The sequence below is a fragment of the Vreelandella sp. L-15 genome (assembly GCF_056857635.1).
The window spans coordinates 1-23,120 of record NZ_JBSXNN010000015.1 but is presented as its reverse complement, the minus strand read 5'-3'; the positions used below and the strand labels follow the sequence as shown (position 1 = coordinate 23,120).

Annotated in this window: 19 protein-coding genes; 4 read left to right on the top strand and 15 right to left on the bottom strand. The window is 55.6% G+C overall.

The window, feature by feature from the left end:
• Position 1 precedes the first annotated feature (1 nt).
• Positions 2-1,081 (top strand): LacI family DNA-binding transcriptional regulator, encoded by a 1,080-nt coding sequence (locus tag AC13CY_RS00770; protein WP_197746119.1) that lies wholly within the window; start codon positions 2-4, stop codon positions 1,079-1,081.
• A gap of 134 nt (positions 1,082-1,215) precedes the next feature.
• On the opposite strand, the gene AC13CY_RS00765 is transcribed toward AC13CY_RS00770, so the two are convergent.
• The 5 genes from AC13CY_RS00765 to AC13CY_RS00745 form a co-directional block, all read right to left on the bottom strand.
• Positions 1,216-2,070, bottom strand: coding sequence for a sugar phosphate isomerase/epimerase family protein (locus AC13CY_RS00765; RefSeq protein ID WP_172514537.1), 855 nt, complete (start codon positions 2,068-2,070; stop codon positions 1,216-1,218).
• A 103-nt stretch (positions 2,071-2,173) separates the two neighbouring features.
• A complete protein-coding gene (locus tag AC13CY_RS00760; RefSeq protein ID WP_197746118.1) occupies positions 2,174-3,199 on the bottom strand; it encodes an ABC transporter permease in 1,026 nt (341 codons plus the stop codon).
• On the bottom strand, positions 3,199-4,218 hold the full coding sequence (locus tag AC13CY_RS00755) for an ABC transporter permease (protein ID WP_172514536.1): 1,020 nt from the start codon (positions 4,216-4,218) through the stop codon (positions 3,199-3,201). The genes AC13CY_RS00760 and AC13CY_RS00755 overlap by 1 nt, the downstream gene beginning before the upstream one ends.
• Positions 4,211-5,731 (bottom strand): sugar ABC transporter ATP-binding protein, encoded by a 1,521-nt coding sequence (locus AC13CY_RS00750; protein WP_172514535.1) that lies wholly within the window; start codon positions 5,729-5,731, stop codon positions 4,211-4,213. Before AC13CY_RS00750 ends, AC13CY_RS00755 begins: the two co-directional genes overlap by 8 nt.
• Before the next feature lie 41 nt (positions 5,732-5,772).
• A complete protein-coding gene (locus AC13CY_RS00745; protein ID WP_172514534.1) occupies positions 5,773-6,780 on the bottom strand; it encodes a substrate-binding domain-containing protein in 1,008 nt (335 codons plus the stop codon).
• Positions 6,781-7,040: 260 nt separating this feature from the next.
• Between AC13CY_RS00745 and AC13CY_RS00740 the strand changes: the two genes are divergently transcribed.
• Positions 7,041-8,105, top strand: a complete 1,065-nt coding sequence (locus AC13CY_RS00740) for a LacI family DNA-binding transcriptional regulator (RefSeq protein WP_172514533.1) — start codon at positions 7,041-7,043, stop codon at positions 8,103-8,105.
• Positions 8,083-8,715, top strand: a complete 633-nt coding sequence (locus AC13CY_RS00735) for a nucleoside/nucleotide kinase family protein (protein ID WP_172514532.1) — start codon at positions 8,083-8,085, stop codon at positions 8,713-8,715. The genes AC13CY_RS00740 and AC13CY_RS00735 overlap by 23 nt, the downstream gene beginning before the upstream one ends.
• A gap of 624 nt (positions 8,716-9,339) precedes the next feature.
• Here the strand turns inward: AC13CY_RS00735 and AC13CY_RS00730 are convergent.
• Positions 9,340-10,284 (bottom strand): IS5 family transposase, encoded by a 945-nt coding sequence (locus tag AC13CY_RS00730; RefSeq protein ID WP_172514531.1) that lies wholly within the window; start codon positions 10,282-10,284, stop codon positions 9,340-9,342.
• Between the two features lie 200 nt (positions 10,285-10,484).
• On the opposite strand from AC13CY_RS00730, the gene AC13CY_RS00725 reads away from it, so the two are divergent.
• Entirely contained in the window at positions 10,485-11,483 is a 999-nt protein-coding gene (locus AC13CY_RS00725) for a LacI family DNA-binding transcriptional regulator (RefSeq protein WP_172514530.1), read from the top strand.
• Between the two features lie 13 nt (positions 11,484-11,496).
• On the opposite strand, the gene tkt is transcribed toward AC13CY_RS00725, so the two are convergent.
• The 9 genes from tkt to AC13CY_RS00680 form a co-directional block, all read right to left on the bottom strand.
• On the bottom strand, positions 11,497-13,506 hold the full coding sequence (tkt, locus tag AC13CY_RS00720) for a transketolase (RefSeq protein WP_172514529.1): 2,010 nt from the start codon (positions 13,504-13,506) through the stop codon (positions 11,497-11,499).
• A gap of 56 nt (positions 13,507-13,562) precedes the next feature.
• Positions 13,563-14,516 (bottom strand): transaldolase, encoded by a 954-nt coding sequence (gene tal, locus AC13CY_RS00715; protein WP_172514528.1) that lies wholly within the window; start codon positions 14,514-14,516, stop codon positions 13,563-13,565.
• Positions 14,517-14,567: 51 nt separating this feature from the next.
• On the bottom strand, positions 14,568-16,046 hold the full coding sequence (gene xylB, locus AC13CY_RS00710; protein ID WP_172514527.1) for a xylulokinase: 1,479 nt from the start codon (positions 16,044-16,046) through the stop codon (positions 14,568-14,570).
• 30 nt (positions 16,047-16,076) lie between these two features.
• Positions 16,077-16,808, bottom strand: coding sequence for an SDR family oxidoreductase (locus AC13CY_RS00705; RefSeq protein WP_172514526.1), 732 nt, complete (start codon positions 16,806-16,808; stop codon positions 16,077-16,079).
• Between the two features lie 8 nt (positions 16,809-16,816).
• Positions 16,817-18,358: an FGGY-family carbohydrate kinase gene (locus AC13CY_RS00700; RefSeq protein ID WP_172514525.1), complete on the bottom strand. Its 1,542-nt coding sequence runs from the start codon at positions 18,356-18,358 to the stop codon at positions 16,817-16,819.
• Between the two features lie 55 nt (positions 18,359-18,413).
• A complete protein-coding gene (locus tag AC13CY_RS00695; RefSeq protein ID WP_172514524.1) occupies positions 18,414-19,394 on the bottom strand; it encodes an ABC transporter permease in 981 nt (326 codons plus the stop codon).
• Entirely contained in the window at positions 19,391-20,893 is a 1,503-nt protein-coding gene (locus AC13CY_RS00690; protein WP_172514523.1) for a sugar ABC transporter ATP-binding protein, read from the bottom strand. Before AC13CY_RS00690 ends, AC13CY_RS00695 begins: the two co-directional genes overlap by 4 nt.
• A 58-nt stretch (positions 20,894-20,951) precedes the next feature.
• Positions 20,952-21,890: an ABC transporter substrate-binding protein gene (locus tag AC13CY_RS00685; RefSeq protein ID WP_172514522.1), complete on the bottom strand. Its 939-nt coding sequence runs from the start codon at positions 21,888-21,890 to the stop codon at positions 20,952-20,954.
• Between the two features lie 164 nt (positions 21,891-22,054).
• A complete protein-coding gene (locus AC13CY_RS00680) occupies positions 22,055-22,783 on the bottom strand; it encodes an SDR family oxidoreductase (RefSeq protein WP_172514521.1) in 729 nt (242 codons plus the stop codon).
• Positions 22,784-23,120 lie beyond the last annotated feature (337 nt).

Sequence of the window (23,120 nt, the reverse complement as noted above, 5' to 3'; positions counted from 1 at the left end):
TGTGGATGATAGGAACACTCAACAGGACAGTCAGGCAGAGATGAGCAACGATGGCACTGGTGACATTCGTACCATGGAGGAGTTTTCGGCCTTCGTCGGGCTTTCACGCCCCACCGTTTCGAAATATTTCAATGCCCCGGCCAGTGTCCGAGCATCCACGCGGCAGCGGATAGAGACGGCGATCGAGGCGTCAGGCTTTACGCCCAACTTGTTCGCTACCAACCTCAAGCGCACCCGTACGCGGGTGTTGGGTATCATCGTGCCTACTGCCACCGATCCCTTCTACATGGAGCTAGTACGCCAATTGGAAGAGCTCGCTTCCCGAGCTGGGTACGTGCTGTTCATGCTCTCCTCGAACGGTCGAGCAGACCGTGAGGTAGACGCCATTTCGCGACTGGAGTCGATGAATATAGCCGGGGCCATCGTCGTGCCCCTGGGCACCAAGGGCCCAAGTGCAAGACTGGTCAGCCTGGAGCGTCGCAGTGCCATCGTTTATGTCGACAGCACCCCTGATGCCAGCACTCCCTTTGTCGGCACAGACAACGCCCAAAGCATTGGCCTGATGGTCGAATATTTATGTCGCTCGGGAGAACCACCTTGCTTTCTTCCGATGCCGCCCATCAATCGCAACGCCGAGGCTCGCCTCGCCGCCTATGAGGAGGCGATGGCGAAAGCCCACGAACGCACGCGAGTGCTCATGGTACCCAAGCAGCTTGACTGGGACTTTGAACGCTACGGCCATGAACAGACACGCCATGCCTTGGAGGCAGGCCTACCCACGCGCACCATTTTATGTGCCAATGACCGGATCGCCCTCGGTGCACTGCTAGCAGCCTGGCAGGCAAAGGTACATGTCGGCCGTACAGCCCACTCCCAGCTGCGAATCGCGGGACACGACGATCACCCCTTCGCCCGCTACTCGGGCCCGCCTCTGACCACTGTGTCACAGGATATCCAGGGCATCGCGCAACGGGCCATGGCCACTCTATTGGCTCGCATCGGCGAGCCTGAGACCAATGGCGAGCCCATGCATGAAACAGCCCTGTTTGCCGGCCAACTTGTTCTGCGCGATTCCGCCTGAGTTTCGAGCTCCGCACAATACGCTTCAAGCGTGACTCGCAATTCAGATATTGGTTGCGTGAGAGCCACCTTTGGATGATCCAGTGCTCGGCGTAGACGCCTGATTCATGATGAGCGCACGCCGAGCACCACGGCTTAGATTAAACCGTACTGGTTCGCTTTCATTCGCAGGTAGCTAAGACCGTCGGTGAGTACTTCCTCGCGGGAGGGAGCGACATCGCGCCAAACGGAGAGGGCGCTGGCCACCTGAGGGGGCACGGTGATAAAGCTCTCCATAGCCATGCCGCCCTTGAATTCAATTGCAGTAAGAGCGGCGAAGACTTCATCCCAGGCAATGGTGTCGCGGCCAGGCGTGCCACGGTCAGATGCGGATAGGTGAATGTATTTGAGGTGCTCTCGGGCACGAAGAATACCTTGGGCGATGCCCTTTTCTTCGATATTCATGTGGTAGGTATCGAGGTGGACAAAGACATTTTCGGCGCCGACCATTTCACATAGCTTGACTGCCTGGTCTGCGGTATTGAGTAGGTGATTTTCATAGCGGTTCACCGCTTCCAGCCCGTACAGCATTCCTTTTGATTGGGCGTAGGCGGCAGCTTTTTCGACCACTCGGGCCGTCGCGTCGTACTCTTGCTGAGTAGGGCGAGAGCCGGTGCGCTGACCAATGCCTCCGTAAATTACCCCGCTCATCGCTTGAGCGCCTATTTCGGCGGATTTATCAATGGCCATGGTTAGAAAGTCGAGTGCGCCTCCTGGGTTATTAGTAGGTAGCTTATCCAGGGGCAGCCCAAGCGAACAGACACAGGCTACCTCGGCTTTTTCCAGCAGGTTGCGTGTATGGGCGGTATCGACCTCCATGGGGTCCAACATGGTTATCTCAAGAAAGTCGATGTCGTGTTTGACCGCTTCGGAAATGGCTAGCTCGGCGGCTTGCCGGTCCCACTCCATTGCCCACATGGCGGTATGTACGCCAAAGCCACTAACACTCATGGGTCACTCCTTCTCTTTTTGTGTGAACGTGCGATTGCTGTCTGGATATGAGGGTTATGTAAGTACGTGCTCGTTGCACACGTATGTCATCATTGCGGTGTTCTCAACCGCTTGCCTTGCGCCTTGAGGAGAACTTGGCCCAGAGGTAGCGCACCACCATTACGGCGAGGAGAATGCCACCCCATAGTGCCGTTGCCAGGTGTTGATTGGTGCCGAGCAGGTTAAGACCGGAGCTGATGACCTGCAAAATGATGAGTGCCATGACAACCGGTGCTACGCGGCCAAAACCACCGAAGGGGTCAACCCTGCCTAAAAAGCAGGCCAGCACAGTGATCAAAAGGTAGGCTTCGCCATGGCCAACGCGGACCGAGTTGAAGCGGCTGGCCATGATGATGCCAGCGATACCGCACATGACGCCGGACAGTACATACACCATGGTTAAGGTACGTCTTGTGCTGATTCCTGAGTAGCGTGTAGCAGCTGTGTTGGAACCGAGCATGTAGATCGAGAACCCTAACCGGGTGCGGTTGAGAATCAGTGCCCAAATAGCGGCGCAAAGGCCGAAAATCAGCAGCGGAATGGGTATGCCGGCCAGTACGCCCTGGCCAAGATAGGCAAGCTCTTCGGGGAAGCCTGAAATGCTGCCGCCACGGGTAAGAAACTCTCCTAATCCGCGCAGGAATATCATCATGGCCAGTGAGGCGAGAATAGGGTGCGCGCCGGTATAGGCAACAATTGCCCCCAGCATCCAGCCGATCAGGGCACCGCTTAGTATGGCGGCCAACATACCAAGTAAAATGCCTGTCATGCCTGCGTCGGTACCTCCCAGCCAGCCAATTACCCAAGCCATCGCTAGCGCTGAGATATTGGCAGAGAAGGTAATAGCTAGGTTGAGCCCGCCGGAGAGTAAGGGGATCAACATGGCCAGTGCCAGCAGGCCCAGTTCAGGTAACTGGAAGGCGATGGAGGAGAAGGTGGCGCCGGTAAAAAAACGGTCGGACAACGAGCTGAACAGAATCAGCAGCGCTAACAGAACAATGCTTATGCCTACCATTTCTCCCACCGGGCCTGATGCGGGGGTGCCCCTAGAGGCATTGTGAGAGAAAAGCTGCATGACAAATGAGCGCATTACACTGCCTCCCCATGTCGCGTTGTGGCACGAGTGCGTTTAAGGCGCGTGCGCAGGGCATCGAGGGTGTCCCCCGACATGCAGATGGCGATCAAAATGATGGCACCTACGATCATCCGAAACGCGTACGAGGAGATGCCAAGCAGGTTGAGGCCATTTTGGGTAATGGCGACCAGGGCCAAGCCGAGCACTGCGCCCAGCAGCGTGCCACGCCCGCCTCCCAGGCGCGCTCCGCCCAGTACGACTGCTGCGAGCACCTCAAGCTCACGCCCGTACATGGCATTGGGCACGACCTCTTGGGCGTAATGCATCTGCATGAGTCCTGCAATGCCTGCGCAAGCACCCAGCCAGCCATAGGCCAAGTAGTGCATTTTGCCAATGCCTATTCCCAGTCGTCGTGCAGCCTCGGGGTTATCGCCCATGGCGAATAGCTGGCGGCCAATGTTAAGGCGCCTAAGCAGTAGCCAAGTGGCAAGTAGCACAACGACCATGACGAAAACCGGCAGCGTGAGCTCGGCCCAGCCGCTTCTTGTTTCCAGTTCGAAGAATACGGCACGGTCAACCATCCAGTCCGGTAGCAGGTAAATCGAGACACCGTCTGTCAGAAACATGAGCAGGCCGAAGAAGATGTTGAAGGTGGCGATGGTCACGACAATCGAGATGATTTTGAAGTGATAAATGAAGGCGGCGTTGATGGCGCCTAGCAGAGTGCCAAAGCCAATGGCTAAGCCAATCCCCATCGCCCAGTTGCCACCGCCGATACTGATTAAGGTAGTAGCGACGATGTACTGGACGACCGAGGCGGCCACGGCGAAGGAGATGTCAATACCACCGGCGACCAGCACCACTAAAAGGCCTGCAGCGAAGATCACGTTGACCGCCGAGTAATTGAGGAGATCCAGGATATTGACCAGAGTTAGAAAGGTATCGGTGGTGAGTGATAGCGCGATACAAATCACCGCGATTACGGCAATCAGCCATAGCTCGGTACCACCCAAACGGGGAATGAATTTATGCATGGACAGCCTCTTCAATGTGTGCGAGTTCGGTCGTAGCGGGTATAAATTCCTCAATTAAACGGCCATCACGCATGTGTAGCACACGGTCCGAGTTGAAATAGACTTCGGGCATTTCGTCTGAAATCAGCAGAATCGACATTCCCTGCTCTGCAAGGGCGGTAACAATTTCGAAAATACCGGCACGGGCACCGACATCAACGCCTACGGTGGGGCTGTCGAGAATCAATAGTTTTGGCTCGGTGGCCAGCCATTTGGCAAGCACGATGCGCTGCTGGTTACCGCCAGACAGGCTAGAAATGGGGTCGCGGGTGTCGCCAATCTTGACCTTCAGGCGGTGAATCCAGTCATCCACAAGCCGCTTTTTTTTCTTCGGTGAGAGCAAGCCGAGCGGGGTGAGCAGACGGCCAAGCACGGTAATGAGAGTGTTGTCACCGATGGATTGCTGTTGGATCAGGCCAAGCGATAGCCGGTCTTCGGATACATAGGCAATCCCGGCTTTGATGGCATCGCGATTTGAGGCCATGTGCAGCTGCTTTCCTTCAAAAACAATCTGGCCTTTGTCGGGTTGCCGCATTCCAAATAGCGATAGCGCGAGTTCTGTGCGCCCAGCGCCAAGCAGGCCGGTTAGCCCGACGATTTCTCCAGGGTAAATATCGAGATTTACGTTGTGATACTCGTCACTGCGGGAGAGGTTTTTAACAGTCAGTAGCGGGTCGCTCTGGTGGGCGGGTGCCGGGCGCGTCTGGTAATCGAAACTTCGGCCCGTCATCAGTTCGGTCAAGCGTGATTGGGTCATGTTGTTGGTGGAGTAGGTGCCAACGTAGCGACCGTCGCGCAGCACTGTAACCCGGGTACAGATATCCAGAACTTCCGCTAGTCGATGGCTGACAAACACCACAGCAATGTTCTGTTCCGACAGTTTTTGTACGATAGCAATGAGGGCTTCGGTTTCGTGCCGTGACAGTGAGGCGGTGGGCTCGTCCATGAAGACCAGCCGTGCGTCAGCAATGAGCGCCCGGGCGATGGCGACGAGCTGACGGCTGGCAATGGACAGGGAAGCGACTCTGGCGTCCAGGTCGATGGATACGCCTAACCTTTGGAGTAGGTCGGCGGCCTTTTGGCGCATGGTCGCGTAGTTTACCAGGCTCGGACGAGTGCCGAGGTTCTGTTCAAAGGCTATGTTTTCGGCCACACTCATTTCGGGAAACAAGGCAAGGTCTTGCCAGATAACCTGAATGCCCATTTCTCTCGCCTGGGAGGGGCCGATCCCGAGCATGTCCTTGCCATCCCATTGCATGATGGCGCCGGGTTCTGGTGGGTGTACGCCGCTGATGGTTTTGATTAGCGTGGATTTACCGCATCCGTTCTCTCCGGCAAGGCATAGTACCTCGCCTGGCATTACGCTAAAGGAGATATCGTCAAGCGCTTGCACACCACCAAAACGCTTGGATACGTGCTCAAGGCGCAGCAACTCAGGGGGCTGCTCATCAGCCCCAGCTAGTTTATGGTTCATGGTTGACCTCTGGCGTGCTCCTGGGGGACGGCTAGGCGCTGTTAGAGGCCGAGAGCGGCCAGCTCATCGACGGTTTCGCTATTGATCTCTATCAACTGGTCGACAATGATGTTGCGGCTGTCTACGTCCGGATCAATAACTCCGAGTCCTTCGATTTCCATGCCGCTTTCCAGTGTCTCGCCATTGGCAAGCAGGGTGCCAAGGGTTACGAATACTTCGCCAGCCTGTTTAGGATTCCACATGAAGCCACCGCTTAACACGCCGTCATGTAGTAGGCGGCGTCCCTGGCCTGGTGAGAACGGGCCAAGTACGACAACGTCGCCACTTAGGCGGCGTTCCGCTACGGCGCGGGCCGCACCAATCGGCCCTTGGCTGCCAAAGGCAAGTACACCACCGAGATCATCATTGGCGCGCATCAGGTCCAGCGCTGTACGCCTGGAGGCGTCCACATCCTCGGCCACGCCATAGCGGTCGCCAACGACGCTCATATCTGGGTGATTATCTTCTATATAGGCGATAGCGGCGTCCGCCCAGGCGTTGTGCAGAGGAACGGAAAGTCCGCCAACAAATACCGCATACTGACCGCTACCATCCATTAGCTCGGCCAGACGCTCGCCGTAGGCCTCGCCAAACCCCTGGGCGGAGGCAAGCTCGAAGTTCCAGTCCACATTTTGCTGATCAGGCGATTCATGAGTAAGCACTATGATGCCTTGCTCACGTGCGCGGGCAAGCACCGGCTCAAGCACTTGAGCATCATTAGGCACTACGCCGATTACGTCCACGCCTTGGGCGATCATGTCTTCGATGGCACGTACTTGAAGGGCTGGATCTGCACTGGTAGGTCCGACCATGAAGCCATTCACCCCGAGTTGCTCGGCTTTTTCTTCAATGCCACTTTCCATGGCGTTGAACCAGGGGATTCCGCCGATCTTGGCAACAACGCCTATGGTGAGGTTGTCATCGGCGATGGCAGCGCCAGAAGCGAGGGCCATAATGGTTGAGGTGGCGGCGAGCTTGAATGCGCGGCGTGAAAGTTTGCTGAGGTTCATGTTTGTTCTTCCGTTATGTTTTTTGATCTTGTTAGCGGATATTGTTTGTTGATCTTATAGATCGAACGGATATGTACTTTGCTGGCTGGGAGCCTGTTATCAGAGCTAATGTTGCCTCTGTCAGCTAAAAGCTAAAACCTTTTAGCTTGTTTCGTCAAGTCACTTGGCGCATATTTATGCCCTAAAGCTAAAACCTTTTAGCTTGTCTCGTTAAAAAGAGCATGGCATGGTGATTCAGCGCTTATGTCACGGAGATCAATATGACCAGAGCAAAGCCGGGTGGGCGAACCACGATCAGGGATATTGCCCGTGCGGCGGGCACTTCTACCTCGACGGTCAGCTTTGTGCTCAACGGTAGTTGGCAACATCATCGGATTAAGGAGGCGACGGCAAAGCATATACTTGCGTTGGCCAAGCACCTGGATTATCAGCCGAATCAGCGTGCCCGTGGCCTACGAATGCAGCGCTCGTCGTTGGCCGGTATGATCGTGCCTCACCATCGCAATCGCTTTTTTGCCGGTCTGATTGAGAGCTTTGAAAGTGAGGCGCGGCGACGCTCTTTAGTGCCGATTGTGGTGAGTACTCAGCGTGACCATGATATTGAGGAGCAAGTGACCGCCACTCTGGTGGGCCAACAGGTAGAGCTATTGGTCATTGCGGGCGTGCGTCATCCGGAGCCTTTGAATCAGCTATGCCGTTCTCGGGGCGTGCGTTGTGTCAATGTCGATCTGCCGGGGGCTGATACATTTTCTGTGGTGACGGACAACGTAGTTGGTGCCCGTAATCTGACCCGTATGTTGCTGAAGGACATTCCTCAGAGCGGGCGAGTGATTTTTCTCGGTGGGCGTGAAGAAGAGTATGCAACAGATCAACGGGTAGAGGGGTTTTTGTCGGTATGCCGCGAGCATTCACGTACCGTTGAGCCAGGCGATATTTTGCGCTGTGGGTACAGCCCGCTGGCATCGAAGGCCGCTCTGGAGGCGCTTTATTCCGATGGCGGCACGCCCCCTGCCGCATTGTTGGTTAACTCGATCACTGCTTTTGAGGGGTTTGCCATGTTCTGGCAAGCTTATCCCGAGCGGGTTCGTCATGCCCGCCTGGCTTGCTTTGACTGGGATCCCTTTGCTGCCTGTTTACCGCTCGATACCATCATGCTAAGGCAAGATATGGAAAAAATGATTCAAACCTGTTTCGAGTGGTTTGATGACGGCGCCGAGCGGGCTGGCGAAGTAGTGATTATTCCGCCACGCTTGGTGATCGGTAATCCCTCGGAGTCTCAGTTTTTGCAGAAGGAGCTGCCGGATGCTGAATACTATCAACCTTGATGAACTGATTGTACGCCTAACCCCTTGGTTACACGGGCCTGAGCGCCGGCTTGTGGCCTTGGCAGGGCCGCCGGGGGCTGGTAAGAGTTACATCGCCATGCGTTTATTCAAGACGTTGTCGGCAATATCTCCTGGGCATGTGGCGATTTTGCCTATGGATGGGTTTCACTACGATGATGCGCTGTTGTCGGAACGCGGTGATCTGGATCGCAAGGGCGCTCCGCACACTTTTGATGTTGATGGACTGAATGTGATGCTAAAGCGTATTACAGCTGACGACGGCACCGCCGTGGCCGTGCCGGTATTTGATCGGTCAATGGAGATTTCTCGAGCCGCCGCCCGGTTGATCGATCCCGAGGTGCGCCTGGTCATCGTGGAGGGGAACTACCTGCTGCTGGATGATCCACAGTGGGCGAAGGTGTCTGATCGCATGGATTTGCGTGTTTTTATTCAGGTGCCTGAACATACACTTGAGCAGCGCTTGGGTCAGCGCTGGGCTCATCTACCCGATGCGCAACGTCAGGCCAAGTTGGAAGGCAATGACTTGCCAAATATGCGTTTGGTCGTCCAGCAGAGTAGCTTTCCTGATCTCTATCTTTGCAATGATTGATAATCTGATCTTGCCTGATAATTGTGGATGCCTCATGAAGGTAGAACGCTACGGTGTGGTGAAGTATGACACGACCGACTGAGATGGACCCAGTCAGTTGGACAGCTTGAAGGTGCTACTAAGCTCTGAGCCTGTTGTGTTCCCGGCTCAAGCTGTCAGGGTCATGGATAGTTGGTCGTACACCGTATCCGGTGTTTGGAAATCAAGAGTTTGATGTTACTGATTCTGGTTGTAATGCCGGAAGTACCGGCTGAGCGCCTACTTCAAGTGCTGTAGACTGGGGATCATTGTTATTCTTGAAAAGAATCTGTATTGGCATCCGGCCCCTCCCACCACCACAATTGCTGCACATACTGTAGGATGGCTAACCGTTCGGGTTCGAAGCTAACTACCCTATTGTAGATGTAGGTGCTTATGGAATTTGTGTGCAAATTGTCTTCTTATCCAGGTCAGATGCTTCTGGCATCAATTGCGTGTGTGGGTAAGGAAGGTCTGAATAACTGCCGATATTCATCAACGCTCACATGAGCCGACAAAAAATCGAAAATTCAGACACTCTTCTCCTGTTCTTTGTGTATTTTTGCCCCTTTCCCGCTCATTGAGCGGAAAACGGGCGCAATCGCCCTATTCCCATAGGTATTTCTCACTGATCAGCAGGTTGCTGAACGCCGCCAGTAAGTGCAGGCGCTGAGTGTTTTTGGCCAGTCCACGATAGCGAGCCTTGCCATAACCAAAAACGTGTTTGATGTACCGAAAGGGGTGCTCTACCTTGGCACGGATACTGGCTTTGATTTTTTCGACTTTCTGTCGCCTGGCATCTAGCTTCTGGCGGGTGCCAGGCCGTTTGGCAATATACCAAGAGACATCGTTGCGGTGCTTGTTCTCGTCTCGCTTTTGAATACCCAGGTAACCGGCATCACCGAAGACACGTTGCTCTTCACCGTGAAGGAGCTTATCGGCAAGCACAATGTCATGGACATTGGCAGCCGTGGTCTCGATGCTGTGAATCAACCCAAGCTTATCGTCGACACCGATGTGCATTTTCATGCCAAAGTGCCAAGAGCTACCTTTTTTAGTCTGGTGCATTTCCGAATCCCGCTCGCCTTTTTTGTTTTTGGTGGAACTAGGCGCAGAGATGATCGTGGCATCGACAATGCTCCCTTCGTGCAGCATCAGGCCATTGTTCTCCAGGTGGTTGTTCACTTCCTGGAACAGCACCTTGCCAAGGCCGTGGCGTTCCAGAAAATGGCGAAACTTGAGAATCGTGGTTTCGTCCGGCAATCGGTCCAGTTTCAAACCGGCAAATTGGCGCATGGACTCGATCTCGTAGAGGGCGTCTTCCATGGCTGGGTCGCTCAGGTTATAAAACAACTGCATGCAATGGACTCGGAGCATGGCAGACAACGGATAAGGAGGCCGCCCGCTCTCGCCCTTGGGGTAATAACGGGCTACCTTCTTCTCCAGCTGCGTCCAGGGGATCAGCTTGTCCATCCGCTCCAGAAAGAGTTCGCGGCGGGTCTTTCGCTTCTTGTTCTGGTACTCGGCTTCGGAGAAGGTGATTTGATCCATGGCCGCACTGAATCCTATGCAGTTGACGATAGCCGTATTATCGCTGATGGCAGTGACTTTTTCAGAGCTTCCTAAACGCTCTTAGTTGTTCCTAACGCTCACTGTACCTTCTATTTGCAAACGTGAAGGGCCTATAGATCAATATGCCCTAAAATTTTCGATTATTCTATGTACCTAGAATTTAGATATACGGGTAGTACATGATTAAACGCAGCCAAGTAACTATCACCGATATCGCCAAGTATGTGGGCATGACCAACATGACGGTGTCGCGTGCCTTGAAGAAGCCTGACAAGGTCAGGCCAGAGACGCGTGAGAAAATACTTGCTGCTGCAAGCGAGCTGGGCTATGTCCCGAATGCCTTCGCCAGCCATCTCCGAAGTCGCAAGAACCGGCTCATTGGCCTCGTAACGGCCAGCGTGGATAATCCCTTTTACAGTGAGGTGATCAAGGCAATTTCCCGTGCAGCCAAGGAGCATGACTACACCATCATGTTGATCGACACCGATGGCTCACCTGAGCTTGAGGACGTGGCGATCGATACCCTGCTCAGTTACCAGGTGGCCGGTATCATTCTGTCGCCAGTCTCTGACGACGCCAGTTATCGCCCTATTTATCTTGAACGCTTGCGTAAGGCCAACTTGCCGGTGGTGATGCTGGATCGAACTCTGGATGTGACGGGCTTCAGTCGTGTGGTACTGGACAACCGCCTTGCCGGAAAATTGATTGGCGAGTTGTTGGTGCAGAAGAACATCGAACGAGTGCTAACATTAACAGGACCACGTAGCTCACAAATCACACGACATCGTCTAGCTGGCCTAAAAGAGGCTTATAAGGAGGGGGGCGTTCCGCTGACACTGGAGCAACGTCCAGGAGACTACACCTTACAGCCGGCCTATCGTGACATGGCCGCCCATCTTCGCCGAGGTAAGCTCCCCGAAGCCGTATTCGGTTTCAACCAGTTGATCACTCTGGGGGCGATGCGGGCCCTGCACGATGCACATGTATCACGGGATGATGTCCTTGTAGTCGGCATTGATCGACTTCCCTATGCCGATATTTTCGATGTAACGATCCCTTGTGCAGTGCATGACACCTACCAATTGGGACATGAAGCATTTCGATTGCTCTTTGAGCAAACAAAAGACCCCACGACCGTTGGCCGTGAGGTCACGATCTCTGCCACGCTGATACAGTAAGGCTTACGGGAAATTAACGTGGGCGGTGTGCCTCGTCCAGCAATATACCAATCTCGGCAACCAAGTTCTCAACAGTGAAGCCGAAGTGTTGGAAGAGGTCTTCCGCCTTGCCGGATTCACCGAAGGTGGTCATGCCGACGATACGACCTTCTAGCCCCACGTACTTGTACCAGAAGTCTCTATGACCAGCCTCGACGGCAACTCGGGTCGTAACTTCTGCTGGTAGCACGGATTGGCGATACCCAAGATCTTGAGCGTCGAAGATGTCGCAGGATGGCATGGAGACCACGCGCACAGCACGGTTCTTGCTCTCAAATTCATTAGCGGCCGCGATGGCAAGCCCTAACTCGGAGCCGGTGGCGATCAAAATCGCCTCTGGCATACCCTCACAATCCTTCAGCACGTAGCCACCGCGTTGAATATTGGAGAGCTGCTGCTTGTCACGCGCTTGGTGCGGCAGATTCTGCCGCGACAGCACCAGGGCGGTAGGGCCGGAGCGGCGCTTAATGGCGGCGTTCCAGGCAACAGCCGTTTCTACCGAATCACCGGGCCGCCAAGTTGATAAATTGGGCGTTGAACGTAGTGTTGTCAGTTGTTCGATAGGCTGGTGAGTAGGGCCGTCTTCGCCCAGGCCGATGGAATCGTGGGTGAAGACATAGATCGCCTGCTTGCCCATCAATGCCGCCATGCGCACGCTGTTGCGCATATATTCCATGAAAATCAGAAAGGTGGCGCCGTAGGCGATGAAACCGCCGTGTGCAGCAATACCGTTCATGATTGCGCCCATACCAAATTCGCGAACCCCGTAGTGCAGGTAATTGCCAGCGGATGCCTCAGGGCTTATCGCTTGGGCACCTTCCCAAAAAGTCAGATTGGAGGGCGCTAAGTCGGCGCTACCGCCGAGCAGCTCAGGTAACTGTGGGCCGAGCGTGTTAAGACAGGAAAGTGATGCCTTGCGCGAGGCGATCGATTCGCCCATGTCCTGAGTATGTTCAATGAGCGCTTCGCTGGTCAGATGGGTCGGCAATTGGCCCTTCTGGCGACGCTTAAACTCACGGGCAAGTTCCGGGTAGGCTTCAGAATAATGAGCAAAGCGGTTCTCCCAATCTCGTTCCTGCTGTGCTCCACGATGGCGGGCGTCCCAGCCTTGGTAAATCTCTTCGGGTATATGAAAAGGGGCATGAGACCAGCCTATTCGCTGACGAGTTGCGGCGACCTCGTCTTCACCTAATGCCGCGCCGTGGCACTCTTCCTTACCCTGCTTATTGGGTGCACCGAAGCCGATAATAGTTCGGCAGATGATTATGCTGGGCCGATCATCGTGGCTACGGGCCAGCTCGATGGCCTCCTTGACTGCCATGGGGTTGTGTCCGTCAACGTCGGGCACCACGTGCCAGCCGTAGGACTCGAAACGTTTGGCGGTGTCGTCGGTGAACCAGCCCTTGACCTCGCCGTCAATGGAAATGCCATTGTCATCGTAGAAGACGATCAGTTTGCCGAGCTTTTGAGTACCAGCAAGCGAACAAACCTCGTGGGAGATGCCCTCCATTAGGCAGCCGTCGCCGACGAAGCAGTAAGTGTGGTGGTCGACGATGGTGTGCGCGGGACGATTGAACTGGGCCGCCAGGGTGCGCTCAGCCAGCGCCATGCCCACGGCATTAGCCAGACCTTGGCCCAGCGGACCGGTGGTAGTCTCGACGCCCGGCGTATAGCCAAGCTCGGGGTGCCCCGGGGTGCGCGAGTGTAGCTGGCGAAAGTTCTGTAGATCCTCAAGGCCGAGCTCGTAGCCAGTCAGGTGGAGTAGTGAATAGAGTAGCATGGAGCCATGGCCATTGGAGAGCACGAAGCGATCCCGGTCAGCCCAGTCCGGATTAACGGGATTGTGCTTGAGGTAGTCGTTCCATAGTACCTCGGCAATATCGGCCATACCCATGGGCGCCCCGGGATGACCGGAATTGGCCTTCTGGACGGCGTCCATTGATAAGGCACGGATGGCATTAGCCAGCTCGTAGCGTGACGGCATGAGAATCCCCAGTCAGTTTTAAGGTGTTGATTCAGTCGCTGTCAGGTCAAGTCAGGTCAGAGGGTCGCCAAGCGTTCGGCAATCTGCTCTTCAAGGCGCGACTGGTCATCGGCGAAACGTTGGATGCCCTCCGCCAGCTTGTCATTGGCCATGGCGTCCTGATTGTGGCCCCAACGGAAAGCAGGCTCGTTGAGAGGTGTTGGCCGTGGGCCACCATTGCGTGTCATAAGCACTTTGGGCTTTACTTCGCCCGATGTGGTAGCCAGTTCTTCGAGCAGTACCGGCGAGATGGTCAACCGTGGGCAGCCGGCGAGTGCTAGCACCTGGTCAGCGGTGCGAAAACTCGCGCCCATCACCACGGTATCGTAACCGCCTTGACTGACCCGCTCGCAGACGCCACGCACGAACTGTACGCCGGGGTCGTTTTCGGGAGTGAAACTTTGTCCGGTCTCCTTTTTGTACCAGTCGGTGACACGGCCGACGAAGGGAGACACCAGGAACACACCAGCATCGAAGCAAGCCTGGGTCTGAGCATCGCTGAATAGAAGGGTCAGGTTGCAGTTAATGCCTTCTTTCTCCAACACTTCTGCTGCACGAATGCTTTCCCAAGTTGAGGCCAACTTTATCAATATTCGATCTTTGGCCACCCCTCGCTTCTCGTAGAGCGCAACCAGCTCGTGCGCCTTGCGGATGCTGGCTTCGGTGTCGAAGGACAGCTTCGCGGCCACTTCAGTTGATACGCGACCAGGGATAAGCTTGGCAATCTCGCTGCCCATGGCCACGGCAAGGCGATACACGGCATGTTCTGCCAGCTGATCGCTGGTATCGGCTTTGACTGCAGCGAGTTCCTGATCAATTAACGCTTGGTAACCCGGTAACGTAAAGGCCTTGAGCAGCAGTGAAGGGTTAGTAGTGGCATCGTGAGGTTGATAGCGCTGAATGGCCTCCAGGTCACCAGTGTCGGCGACCACCATGGAATGCTGACGAAGCGCATCGAGCTTATATGTCATGGGGTATTTCCTTCAACTGAGAAAGGTTGGGTCAGATACAATGGTAGATGTTCAGTAATAGTGATCCGTCAGGGCCTGAAGATAGCGGGCGTAAGTTTGTTCATAGGCGTTAACGCATTCCGGGTCGGGGTCCGCTCGTGAACCCTCGTCGAGTTGTACTATCCGGCCGCAAAGGTCTTCGAGCGAGGCGTGGGGATAACGCTCGCACCAAGCTGCCTGCAACGCCGCGCCAAGAGCGGCGGCATCGGTAACTGTGGGGCAGATTACGGTAGTGTTGGTGATATCGGCGATCATTTGGCGCCATGACGGGTTCTTGGCTCCGCCGCCGATTAGGCGGATCTGTCTGGCACCTTTAGCCAGGTCGCCAAACAGCTCAAGGCCGTAGCGCAGGCCGAAGGTGGCGCTCTCGACCACTGCCCGACAAAGGTTGGCTTGGGTGGTATTGACGCTGGTCAGGCCTAGGAAGCTGCCGGTGGCCAGGGGCAGTGCCGGAACCCGTTCGCCATTGAAGAAGGGCAGCACTGTGACCCCTTCGGCACCGATAGGCGCGGCGGTTAGACGCTCGTTGAAAGTTGTCAGGTCGAGCCCTAGCAGTTCTCTCACGCGGCTGGTGGCTGAAGTCACGTTCATGGTGCAGATCAACGGCAGCCAACCGCCGCTACTGGAACAGAAATTGGCGACCATGGCGCTGTCGGCGATCACCGGTGTATCGGAATAGGCGCACACTGTCCCTGAGGTGCCCAGGCTCAGGGTCACTAGTCCTGGAGTGATATTGCCTGTACCGATGGCCCCCAGCATGTTATCGCCGCCACCGCTTGAAACCACCACGCCCTCGGCCAGTCCCAGCTCCCGAGCTAGGGCAGGGCGCACCCTCCCAGCCGGTGCGTGGGACTCGATCAGCTGTGGTAGCACTCGCGCTGGATCGAGCTCTGGCGCTATCTCGGCGAGAACGTCCTCGCGCCAGCGTCTGGTATGAGTATCGAAGTAGCCGGTACCGGACGCATCGCCGGCCTCGGTAACCCGTTCCCCGGTCAACCAGAAGTTAAGGTAATCGTGTGGCAGTAGTAGGCTGTCAATGCGCTGGTAGGCCTCGGGGTGTGTTTCGCGCAGCCAGGCCAGCTTGGAGGCGGTATAGCCGGTTTGTAGCACCAGCCCCAGCTTGTCTAGGCACCCCTCTTCGCCGCCCAGCTTCTCGACTAAGGCGGCGTTGTGGTTTGCGGTTTCGGTATCGCACCACAATTTGGCTGGATGCACTGGCTCCCCAACTGCGTCCAGCGCTACTAGGCCGTGCTGCTGACCAGAGACACCAATGGCACGGATTGCCTGTGTGTTGATGCCAGCGGAGTCCACGGCATCAGCGAATGCACCTCGGAAGGCAGCCAGCCAGTCGGCCGGATCCTGCTCGCGTCGGCCGTTGGCTTCCTCGCGAAGGATATGGGGCCGGCTAGCCTCGCCGAGGATGCGGCCAGCATCTACATCAACCACGACTACCTTGGTACTTTGGGTGCCACAGTCCACACCGATGTACATATTAGGCTCCTTGCCGGTAAAACACGGTGACTAGTGAGATGTGAAACCGCCATCAATCGGCAGACTAGCACCGCTAATCATCGACGCCGCTGAGCTCAGCAGGAAAGCAACCGGCAGAGCTACTTCACGAGGAGAGGCAAAGCGTCCCAAAGGAATGGCTGCTAGCATCGGGTCGCGCTTGGCGGGGTCTGCCCAGGCGCGTTCGGCCATAGGTGTCAGCGTCACCGTCGGGTTGACGCTGTTGACGCGTATGCCCTTGGGGCCTAGCTCGAGACACAATACGCGCGTCATGGCATCCATGGCCGCCTTAGACGCGCAGTAGCCGAGATGCCCCGGCAGGGCAGCCATTGCCGCCTGACTGGATACATTGACAATGCTGCCTTGGCGACCATTCGCAATCATGTGACGTGCTGCCTCACGGGTTACCACGGCACTGGCGGTGACATTAGTGGCCATGATTTGGTCAAGGTCTTTCGCTTTAACGTCAAGAACGTCATCGAGGATCGAAATGCCCGCACAGTTTACCAAGCCATCAAGAGCAGGCATCTCAGAGAAGGCCGCATTGACCGCCGCTTCATCGGTAATATCGACGGCCAGGGTAAGCGCCCCCAGAGACTGCTCCAGTTCGGCAAGAATGTCCCGATTGCGGCCTATCAGCACTAGGTTAGCACCTAGCTCGGCTAGGGCCTTGGCAATGTCGAGACCGATGCCGCTGGTAGCGCCCGTGACAAGAATGCGTTGATTCTGAAGTTCGAAATTCATGAATTAATTCACTCGCTCAGTGTGTGGTTGGTATTGAGCTGATGCATGACCGGCTTGAGCGTTGGATAGAGCTGGCAATAAAGCGTGAAGAGTTCATCGTATCGACAAGCCGCCGTCTCGCATGGAATGGCGCGCTCGACCAGGTTGCCATGCTGAAGAGGCTTCGCCAGGTCGAGCAAATCGCAAGCCTGGGCGGCCAGCAGGCCAGCACCTAGCGCTGCCTCAACGCTCTCTCGGTAGGTGTAGACGGGCATGCGGGTAACGTCGGCGATGATTTGCATCCATAGATCCGACTGAGCGGCACCGCCGACCACTATCAAGTGGTCGTCAAGGGTCACTTCTTGTTGGGTGCTCGCCTCCATGTTGTGCCGTAGAGCGAAAGTCACGCCTTCCAGCACGGCGCGATACAAATGATGGCGCTGGTGAAAAAGGCTAAGTCCGATGAAAGCTGCGCTGGCTTGGGCATCCCACACGGGGCTGCGCTCACCCATCAAGTAGGGTAGGAAGAGCAGACCATTGGCCCCTGGGGGAAGCTCTCGCGCGGGCGGCTCGAGACGTTCAAAGGCGCTGCCGCTCTCAACGGCGGCGGCCTTGTCCTCACCACAGAAGGTATCGACGTACCAACTGACTGAAGCACCAGCGGTAAGAGCCCCGCCGAAGGTATAAATTTCCTGATCGCCGTTCAGCACATGGGGCATGCTGATCAGCCCCAGGCTGGCGTCGGCGCGCCGGTTAATCATTCCCCAGCACATGCTGGTGCCGATCATAGCGACATGATTGCCGGGTCGTGTCGCCCCTGCTGCCAGAGTGGCCATCGCCGCATCGACGCCACCGGCGATCACGGGGATACCCTCGCAGAGGCCCAGTGAACTGGCCAGCGACGGCAGCAATCTGCCGACCGGCGTCGCCGAATTCACCAGCCGACTCGGTAGCTTGTCACGATCAATACCCAAGGCCTCTAGCATCTCTGTCGACCAAGTGCGTCTCTCCAAGTCGTAGATGCCACCGATGTTGCCAGCCGAACTATGGTCGATGGCAATTTCGCCACTCAGGAGATAATTGACATAACTGTTGGGCGGCAGCAGGTAACGGGTCTGCTCCCAGACATCGGGACGCTCGGCTTTGAGCCACATCATTTTGGTGAAACCGTAGTAGCTATCCACCCCGTTTCCGGTGATATCCCCCAGCCGGGTTAGGTTGATGTGTTCCTTTACCCACTGCACCTGAGCTTCAGCCCGACGATCCATCCATATCAAACAGGGATAGAGGGGCCGGATATCAGCATCAACTGGTATACCCGAGCCACCGTAGAGGCTACTAACACAAAGCCCCTTGACGTCCCGAGGGTTAATGCCAGGGGTACTAAGGCAAGCGCTTAGGCAACCGAGTACCGCTTCCCACCACACATCAGGCCACTGTTCGGCCCAGAGCGGGTGCGGGGTATCGACTCGATAGCCTCTGCTGTGTTCTGCCAGTATCCGGCCATTGCCATCTAGCACTAGAGCCTTTGTGCTCTGGGTGCCGATATCGATACCGATAACGGTTTCCATACAGTTCTCCTTTTCTCGGCGCGGGTCTAAACCTCGCCAAAAAGTATGTCGGGGATCAGGGCGAGCGCTTGCGGCTGATATAGATCGCCAGCAGGATGATCAAGCCCTTAATGACTGTCTGGAGGTAGGGTGATACGCCCATCAGGTTCAGGCCGTTGTTGAGCACGCCGAGCAACATGGCGCCAACCAGAGTCCCTAGGATCATGCCACGACCCCCGGTAATGGCGGTGCCCCCCAGCACGACGGCAGCGATGGCATCGAGCTCGAAGCCGACCCCCGCGTTGGGTTGGCCGCTCATCAGCCGCGAGGTCAGAATCAAGCCTGCGATAGCCGCTGTAGTGCCGCTTAGGGTGTAGACAAGTAACTTGTAGCGTGACACTCGGATGCCGGAGAGACGAGTGGCCTCTTCGTTGCCGCCGATGGCGTAAAGATAACGGCCGGTGGCAGTATGGCTGAGCAGCACATAGCCTAAGGCATAGACGGCGATCATGATCAGTATGGGCACCTCAATGCCAGCCAAGCTTCCGCGCCCGAAGAAGGCGAAGCTATCCGGTAGGCCGGAAATCGGGTAACCGCCGGTATAGATCAGGCCGAGCCCTCGGGCGATGCCCATCGTCGCCAGGGTGACGATAATCGGAGGCATGCCAACAAAGGCAACAAAGACGCCATTGAAGGCCCCGAATGCGGCGCCCAACAGTAGTCCAAGGATGATAGCCAGTGAGGGTGGGACACCAGCGACCATCAGGCCAGCCATGACAGTACCAGACAGAGCCATCACCGGGCCCACCGATAGGTCAATGCCGCCGGTGAGGATTGCCAGACTCATCCCCACTGCGATGATCGCGATGATCGACGACTGCCGCACCAGGTTGGCCATGTTGCTCCCTGTCAGGAAGTTGTCATTGATCACCGCCATGGCAATGAAGACGGCGATGAAGCCGATCAGTGGGTAAAAAATCGGAGTACGGCGCCAGCGGGCCAGTCGCGTCTTAAGTGACTGAGATTTGGCGCTGGAAGTAGAGGCGAGCTGGCTCATGCGCTGAGTCCCCCCGTAGCATGGTGCATGATAGATTGTGAATTGATATTTTCGCCTTCAAGCTCGGCGGCAATCTCACCTTGGTAAAAGACCTCGACGCGGTCGCAAAGACCGAGAATTTCCGGCAGTTCTGAAGAAATCATAATGATTGACACGCCTTGCGCGGTGAGCTCCTTCATCAATGCGTAGATTTCGGACTTGGCGCCAACATCAATGCCGCGTGTAGGTTCATCAAAGATCAGTACCTTGCATTGGTGACCAAGCCAGCGGGCGATCACCACCTTTTGCTGATTGCCACCACTAAGGTTACCGACCGGGGTTTCAGGACTAGGGGCTTTAACCCGCACCGAGTCCATCAGATCGGCAGCGGTGCGCGATTCCTGATTGCGATTGATCAGCGGCAAGGCGCCCTGGAATTGCGTCAGATTATTCAGGGAGATGTTATCGCGGCACGAGAACGGCAGTATTAGCCCCTGGGTCTTGCGGCTTTCCGGCAGCAGCCCAATCCCCTGCTTGAGGGCAGTTGCTGGGTGGCGGAGCTTAATCGATTTGCCTTCCATACTGACCTTTGCATGTACGGGGCGCGTTGCGCCGATCAGCCCCATAGCCAGCTCCGTGCGACCGGAGCCCACCAACCCAGCGAAGCCAAGGATCTCGCCACGATGAAGTTTTAATGAGTACTCGGGACCATCGGGGTCGAGGCGCAGGGTTTCGATGTCCAGCACCACATCGTCGTAGTCAGCATCGCAACGCCGTTTGGGAAAGAGATTCTCGACGCGTCTGCCGACCATCTTCTCAATCAGGTCGTCGGGGGTGGTCGATGCGGTATCACAGTCATCAACCTTTTCACCATCGCGCATCACAGTAACGCGATCGCAGATAGTGAAAATCTCATCCATATGGTGGGAGATGAAGACCATACCGACCTCTTGCTTGCGCAGCTCGCGCATGATGGTGAACAGATGATCGGCTTCGCTGGGCGTTAAGGTTGCTGTTGGCTCGTCGAGCACTAGAATGCGTGCATCCAAGGATAGGGCCTTGGCAATCTCGATGAATTGCTGGTCGGCGACGCTCAGCTCAACGATAGGACAGTCCAGGGGGATGGAGACCTTAAGGCGCTCGAACAAGCGTTGAGCTTCAGCGACCATGCCACGTCGGTCACGCAGTCCTAATCGGTTGCGTTTTTCGCGTCCCAGAAAGATATTGTCTACGGCATCTAGGTAGGGAATCAGGCTGAACTCTTGGAAGATGATGCCGATCCCCGCGTCGAGAGCATCTTGATAACCGTGAAAATCGCAGCGCTTGCCATCAATGATGATTTCTCCTTCATCTTGTCGGTAGATGCCACAGAGAATCTTCATTAGAGTCGACTTGCCGGCCCCGTTCTCCCCAAGCAGTGCATGCACTTCGCCAGCATGGATATCGAGCGACACATTCTGCAGGGCCTTAACCCCAGGAAAGGACTTCGAGATATGTCTCAAGGATAATAATGGAGTCATAGGGGTACCCTTGTGTGCCACCAGAGGTGGCACACGCTATTGGCGTCTTTGGTAGGGGTTACCAGCTGAAATCGGCGGCTTTGTCGCGATCGATCAGCTCAACGTCAATGGGGATTTCTGCAGGCGCAGTTTCAGCACCCCAGTACTTGGCCATTGCCAAGCCAAGCCCCACGCGAACCATATCTGCAGGATATTGCGCTGAGGTGGCGATGAACGGTGAATCGGCTTTCTGGATCTCGGCAACGGCCTCGGGATGCCCGTCGACACTGACCAACTTGATATCCTGGCCACTGGCTTCGATAGCGATCAGGGCACCCAAGGAGCCGATGTCGTTGACGCTAAATAGGCCGTCGAGCTCTGGGTTGGCCTGGATGATGTTCTCCGTCACCGTCATGGCATGGGTGCGTTCCTGACGGCCGTTCTGCGTAGTGACAATCTCAATGCCTTCATGCTCGTCGAGCGCGGCGGTGCAACCATCGATACGCTGCAGGATCGGCACGACTGGAATGCCATCCAACAGGGCTACTTGGCCTTCGCCGTCTAGCTGCTGGGCCAGATATTCGCAGGCCTTATAGCCAGCGTCGTAGTTTTTTGAACCCACGAATCCGTCAACTGGGCCGTTGGCCTGTGCATCAATGGCGACTGTGGTGACGCCGGCTTCCTTCGCAGCCAGCACTGCAGTTTCAACACCTACAGAGTCGGCGGGGTTAAGCAGTAGGATGTCGATTCCTCGCTGGATCATGTCCTCGACATCGCTGACCTGCTTGGAGACATCGTGGCGGGCATCAGTGGTAATCACTTCAGCTCCCATGCTCTCCGCGGCACTCTCGAGTGCCTCTTGCATAGTCACGAAATACTCGTTGTTGAGTTCCTGAAAGGACATGCCGATTGTCAGGGTATGCTCATCAGCCGATGCGGTCACTGCTGTTAAGGCAGCGGCGCTGGCGGCGAGGAAAGCTGTCTTGCGAAAGGGGGCAGCGATATTACTAATTTTCATGGTTGGCTCCAGGTTTGTTGTTGTTGCATTGCAAGGTACAAAAAAAGCTGACATTTAATGAAATGTTAACGTCAACATTAAAAAGCTAGAAGAGTACAGCGGACAAAGCAATAGCACTCAGACCAATGTCTACTAGCTCCTAGTCTGTCTATCCGAATTTTACTTTACATATCGAAATTGCTTGGCAGAACCACCATGTCACGAATGGTCACATTGCGAGGGCGAGTCAGAATGTACATGACAGCATCAGACACATCCGATGGCTCAATAATGCTGCCTGACTCTTTTGCCTTGCGTAGGTTTTCTTCAGGCCAATCAGCAAGCAAGGCACTGTTGACAGGGCCAGGTGAAACTGAAGCAACACGGATGCCATGTTTCAGGACTTGGCGACGCACGGTCTGGACGAAATTGGTCATGGCCCACTTGGAAGAGGCGTAGACCGGTTCCCAATGGACGGGGAAATGCCCAGCTACCGAGCTCGTCACTATGATGTCACCTGTTCCGCGTTCAATCATGTGTGGCAAAACATTCTGGACGTTCTTCATTACGACGCTGACATTTAGACTCACCATTCGGTCAATGGCATCTGGGTCAGCGTCCAGCAAGTCACCCCCGATATAACTACCAGCATTGGCGTGGAAGATATCGAGTTGGCCAGCTTTCTCCAATACTTGTGACAGCAGCGTTGCGCAGTCCTGAGGGTCGAGCAAGTCCATGACCAGAGGAATCGCAGCATCGCCCAGTTCCTCACAGATTGTCTTCAGTGAGGCCTGATCACGGTCAACGAGTACGACGCGAGCGCCTGATGCAATCATCGCCTTAACAGTAGCAAGCCCTATTCCCGACGCCGCGCCGGTGACAGCTGCTACCTTTCCTTTCAATTCATTAGCCATCAAATTCTCTCCTTTAATTGTCTTTTGTAGTCAAAGCGACTTGAAGTTATTCAAGTATTTGTACGGTGGTTGGGCGCTGACATTTTGTTGATGTTAACGTCAACATTAACAAACACTAGTTTGCCCTTATGGGCAAATCAATGGAGGGTAGACCAATGTCTAGAGTAACGAGTGAGGTGAAGATGTTTTAACTAGGACCTGAATCCGTGAGACCGGCCCCCGGAAGCACTTCTAACCCACTGACCTGCATGGCAATATAGCCATTATCGCCATTCACCCAGACAGTGCCATGCCTAACATAAAGTTCCGCGCCAGTTGCCGCACCCCCACCAGCCAC

What these genes read in the sequence shown, in the direction of transcription:
- AC13CY_RS00765 (WP_172514537.1), bottom strand. Translation starts at nt 2,070, where the DNA reads ATGAGTGTTAGTGGCTTTGGCGTACATACCGCCATGTGGGCAATGGAG.
- AC13CY_RS00760 (WP_197746118.1), bottom strand. Translation starts at nt 3,199, where the DNA reads ATGCGCTCATTTGTCATGCAGCTTTTCTCTCACAATGCCTCTAGGGGC.
- AC13CY_RS00755 (WP_172514536.1), bottom strand. Translation starts at nt 4,218, where the DNA reads ATGCATAAATTCATTCCCCGTTTGGGTGGTACCGAGCTATGGCTGATT.
- AC13CY_RS00750 (WP_172514535.1), bottom strand. Translation starts at nt 5,731, where the DNA reads ATGAACCATAAACTAGCTGGGGCTGATGAGCAGCCCCCTGAGTTGCTG.
- AC13CY_RS00745 (WP_172514534.1), bottom strand. Translation starts at nt 6,780, where the DNA reads ATGAACCTCAGCAAACTTTCACGCCGCGCATTCAAGCTCGCCGCCACC.
- AC13CY_RS00740 (WP_172514533.1), top strand. Translation starts at nt 7,041, where the DNA reads ATGACCAGAGCAAAGCCGGGTGGGCGAACCACGATCAGGGATATTGCC.
- AC13CY_RS00735 (WP_172514532.1), top strand. Translation starts at nt 8,083, where the DNA reads ATGCTGAATACTATCAACCTTGATGAACTGATTGTACGCCTAACCCCT.
- AC13CY_RS00730 (WP_172514531.1), bottom strand. Translation starts at nt 10,284, where the DNA reads ATGGATCAAATCACCTTCTCCGAAGCCGAGTACCAGAACAAGAAGCGA.
- AC13CY_RS00725 (WP_172514530.1), top strand. Translation starts at nt 10,485, where the DNA reads ATGATTAAACGCAGCCAAGTAACTATCACCGATATCGCCAAGTATGTG.
- tkt (WP_172514529.1), bottom strand. Translation starts at nt 13,506, where the DNA reads ATGCCGTCACGCTACGAGCTGGCTAATGCCATCCGTGCCTTATCAATG.
- tal (WP_172514528.1), bottom strand. Translation starts at nt 14,516, where the DNA reads ATGACATATAAGCTCGATGCGCTTCGTCAGCATTCCATGGTGGTCGCC.
- xylB (WP_172514527.1), bottom strand. Translation starts at nt 16,046, where the DNA reads ATGTACATCGGTGTGGACTGTGGCACCCAAAGTACCAAGGTAGTCGTG.
- AC13CY_RS00705 (WP_172514526.1), bottom strand. Translation starts at nt 16,808, where the DNA reads ATGAATTTCGAACTTCAGAATCAACGCATTCTTGTCACGGGCGCTACC.
- AC13CY_RS00700 (WP_172514525.1), bottom strand. Translation starts at nt 18,358, where the DNA reads ATGGAAACCGTTATCGGTATCGATATCGGCACCCAGAGCACAAAGGCT.
- AC13CY_RS00695 (WP_172514524.1), bottom strand. Translation starts at nt 19,394, where the DNA reads ATGAGCCAGCTCGCCTCTACTTCCAGCGCCAAATCTCAGTCACTTAAG.
- AC13CY_RS00690 (WP_172514523.1), bottom strand. Translation starts at nt 20,893, where the DNA reads ATGACTCCATTATTATCCTTGAGACATATCTCGAAGTCCTTTCCTGGG.
- AC13CY_RS00685 (WP_172514522.1), bottom strand. Translation starts at nt 21,890, where the DNA reads ATGAAAATTAGTAATATCGCTGCCCCCTTTCGCAAGACAGCTTTCCTC.
- AC13CY_RS00680 (WP_172514521.1), bottom strand. Translation starts at nt 22,783, where the DNA reads ATGGCTAATGAATTGAAAGGAAAGGTAGCAGCTGTCACCGGCGCGGCG.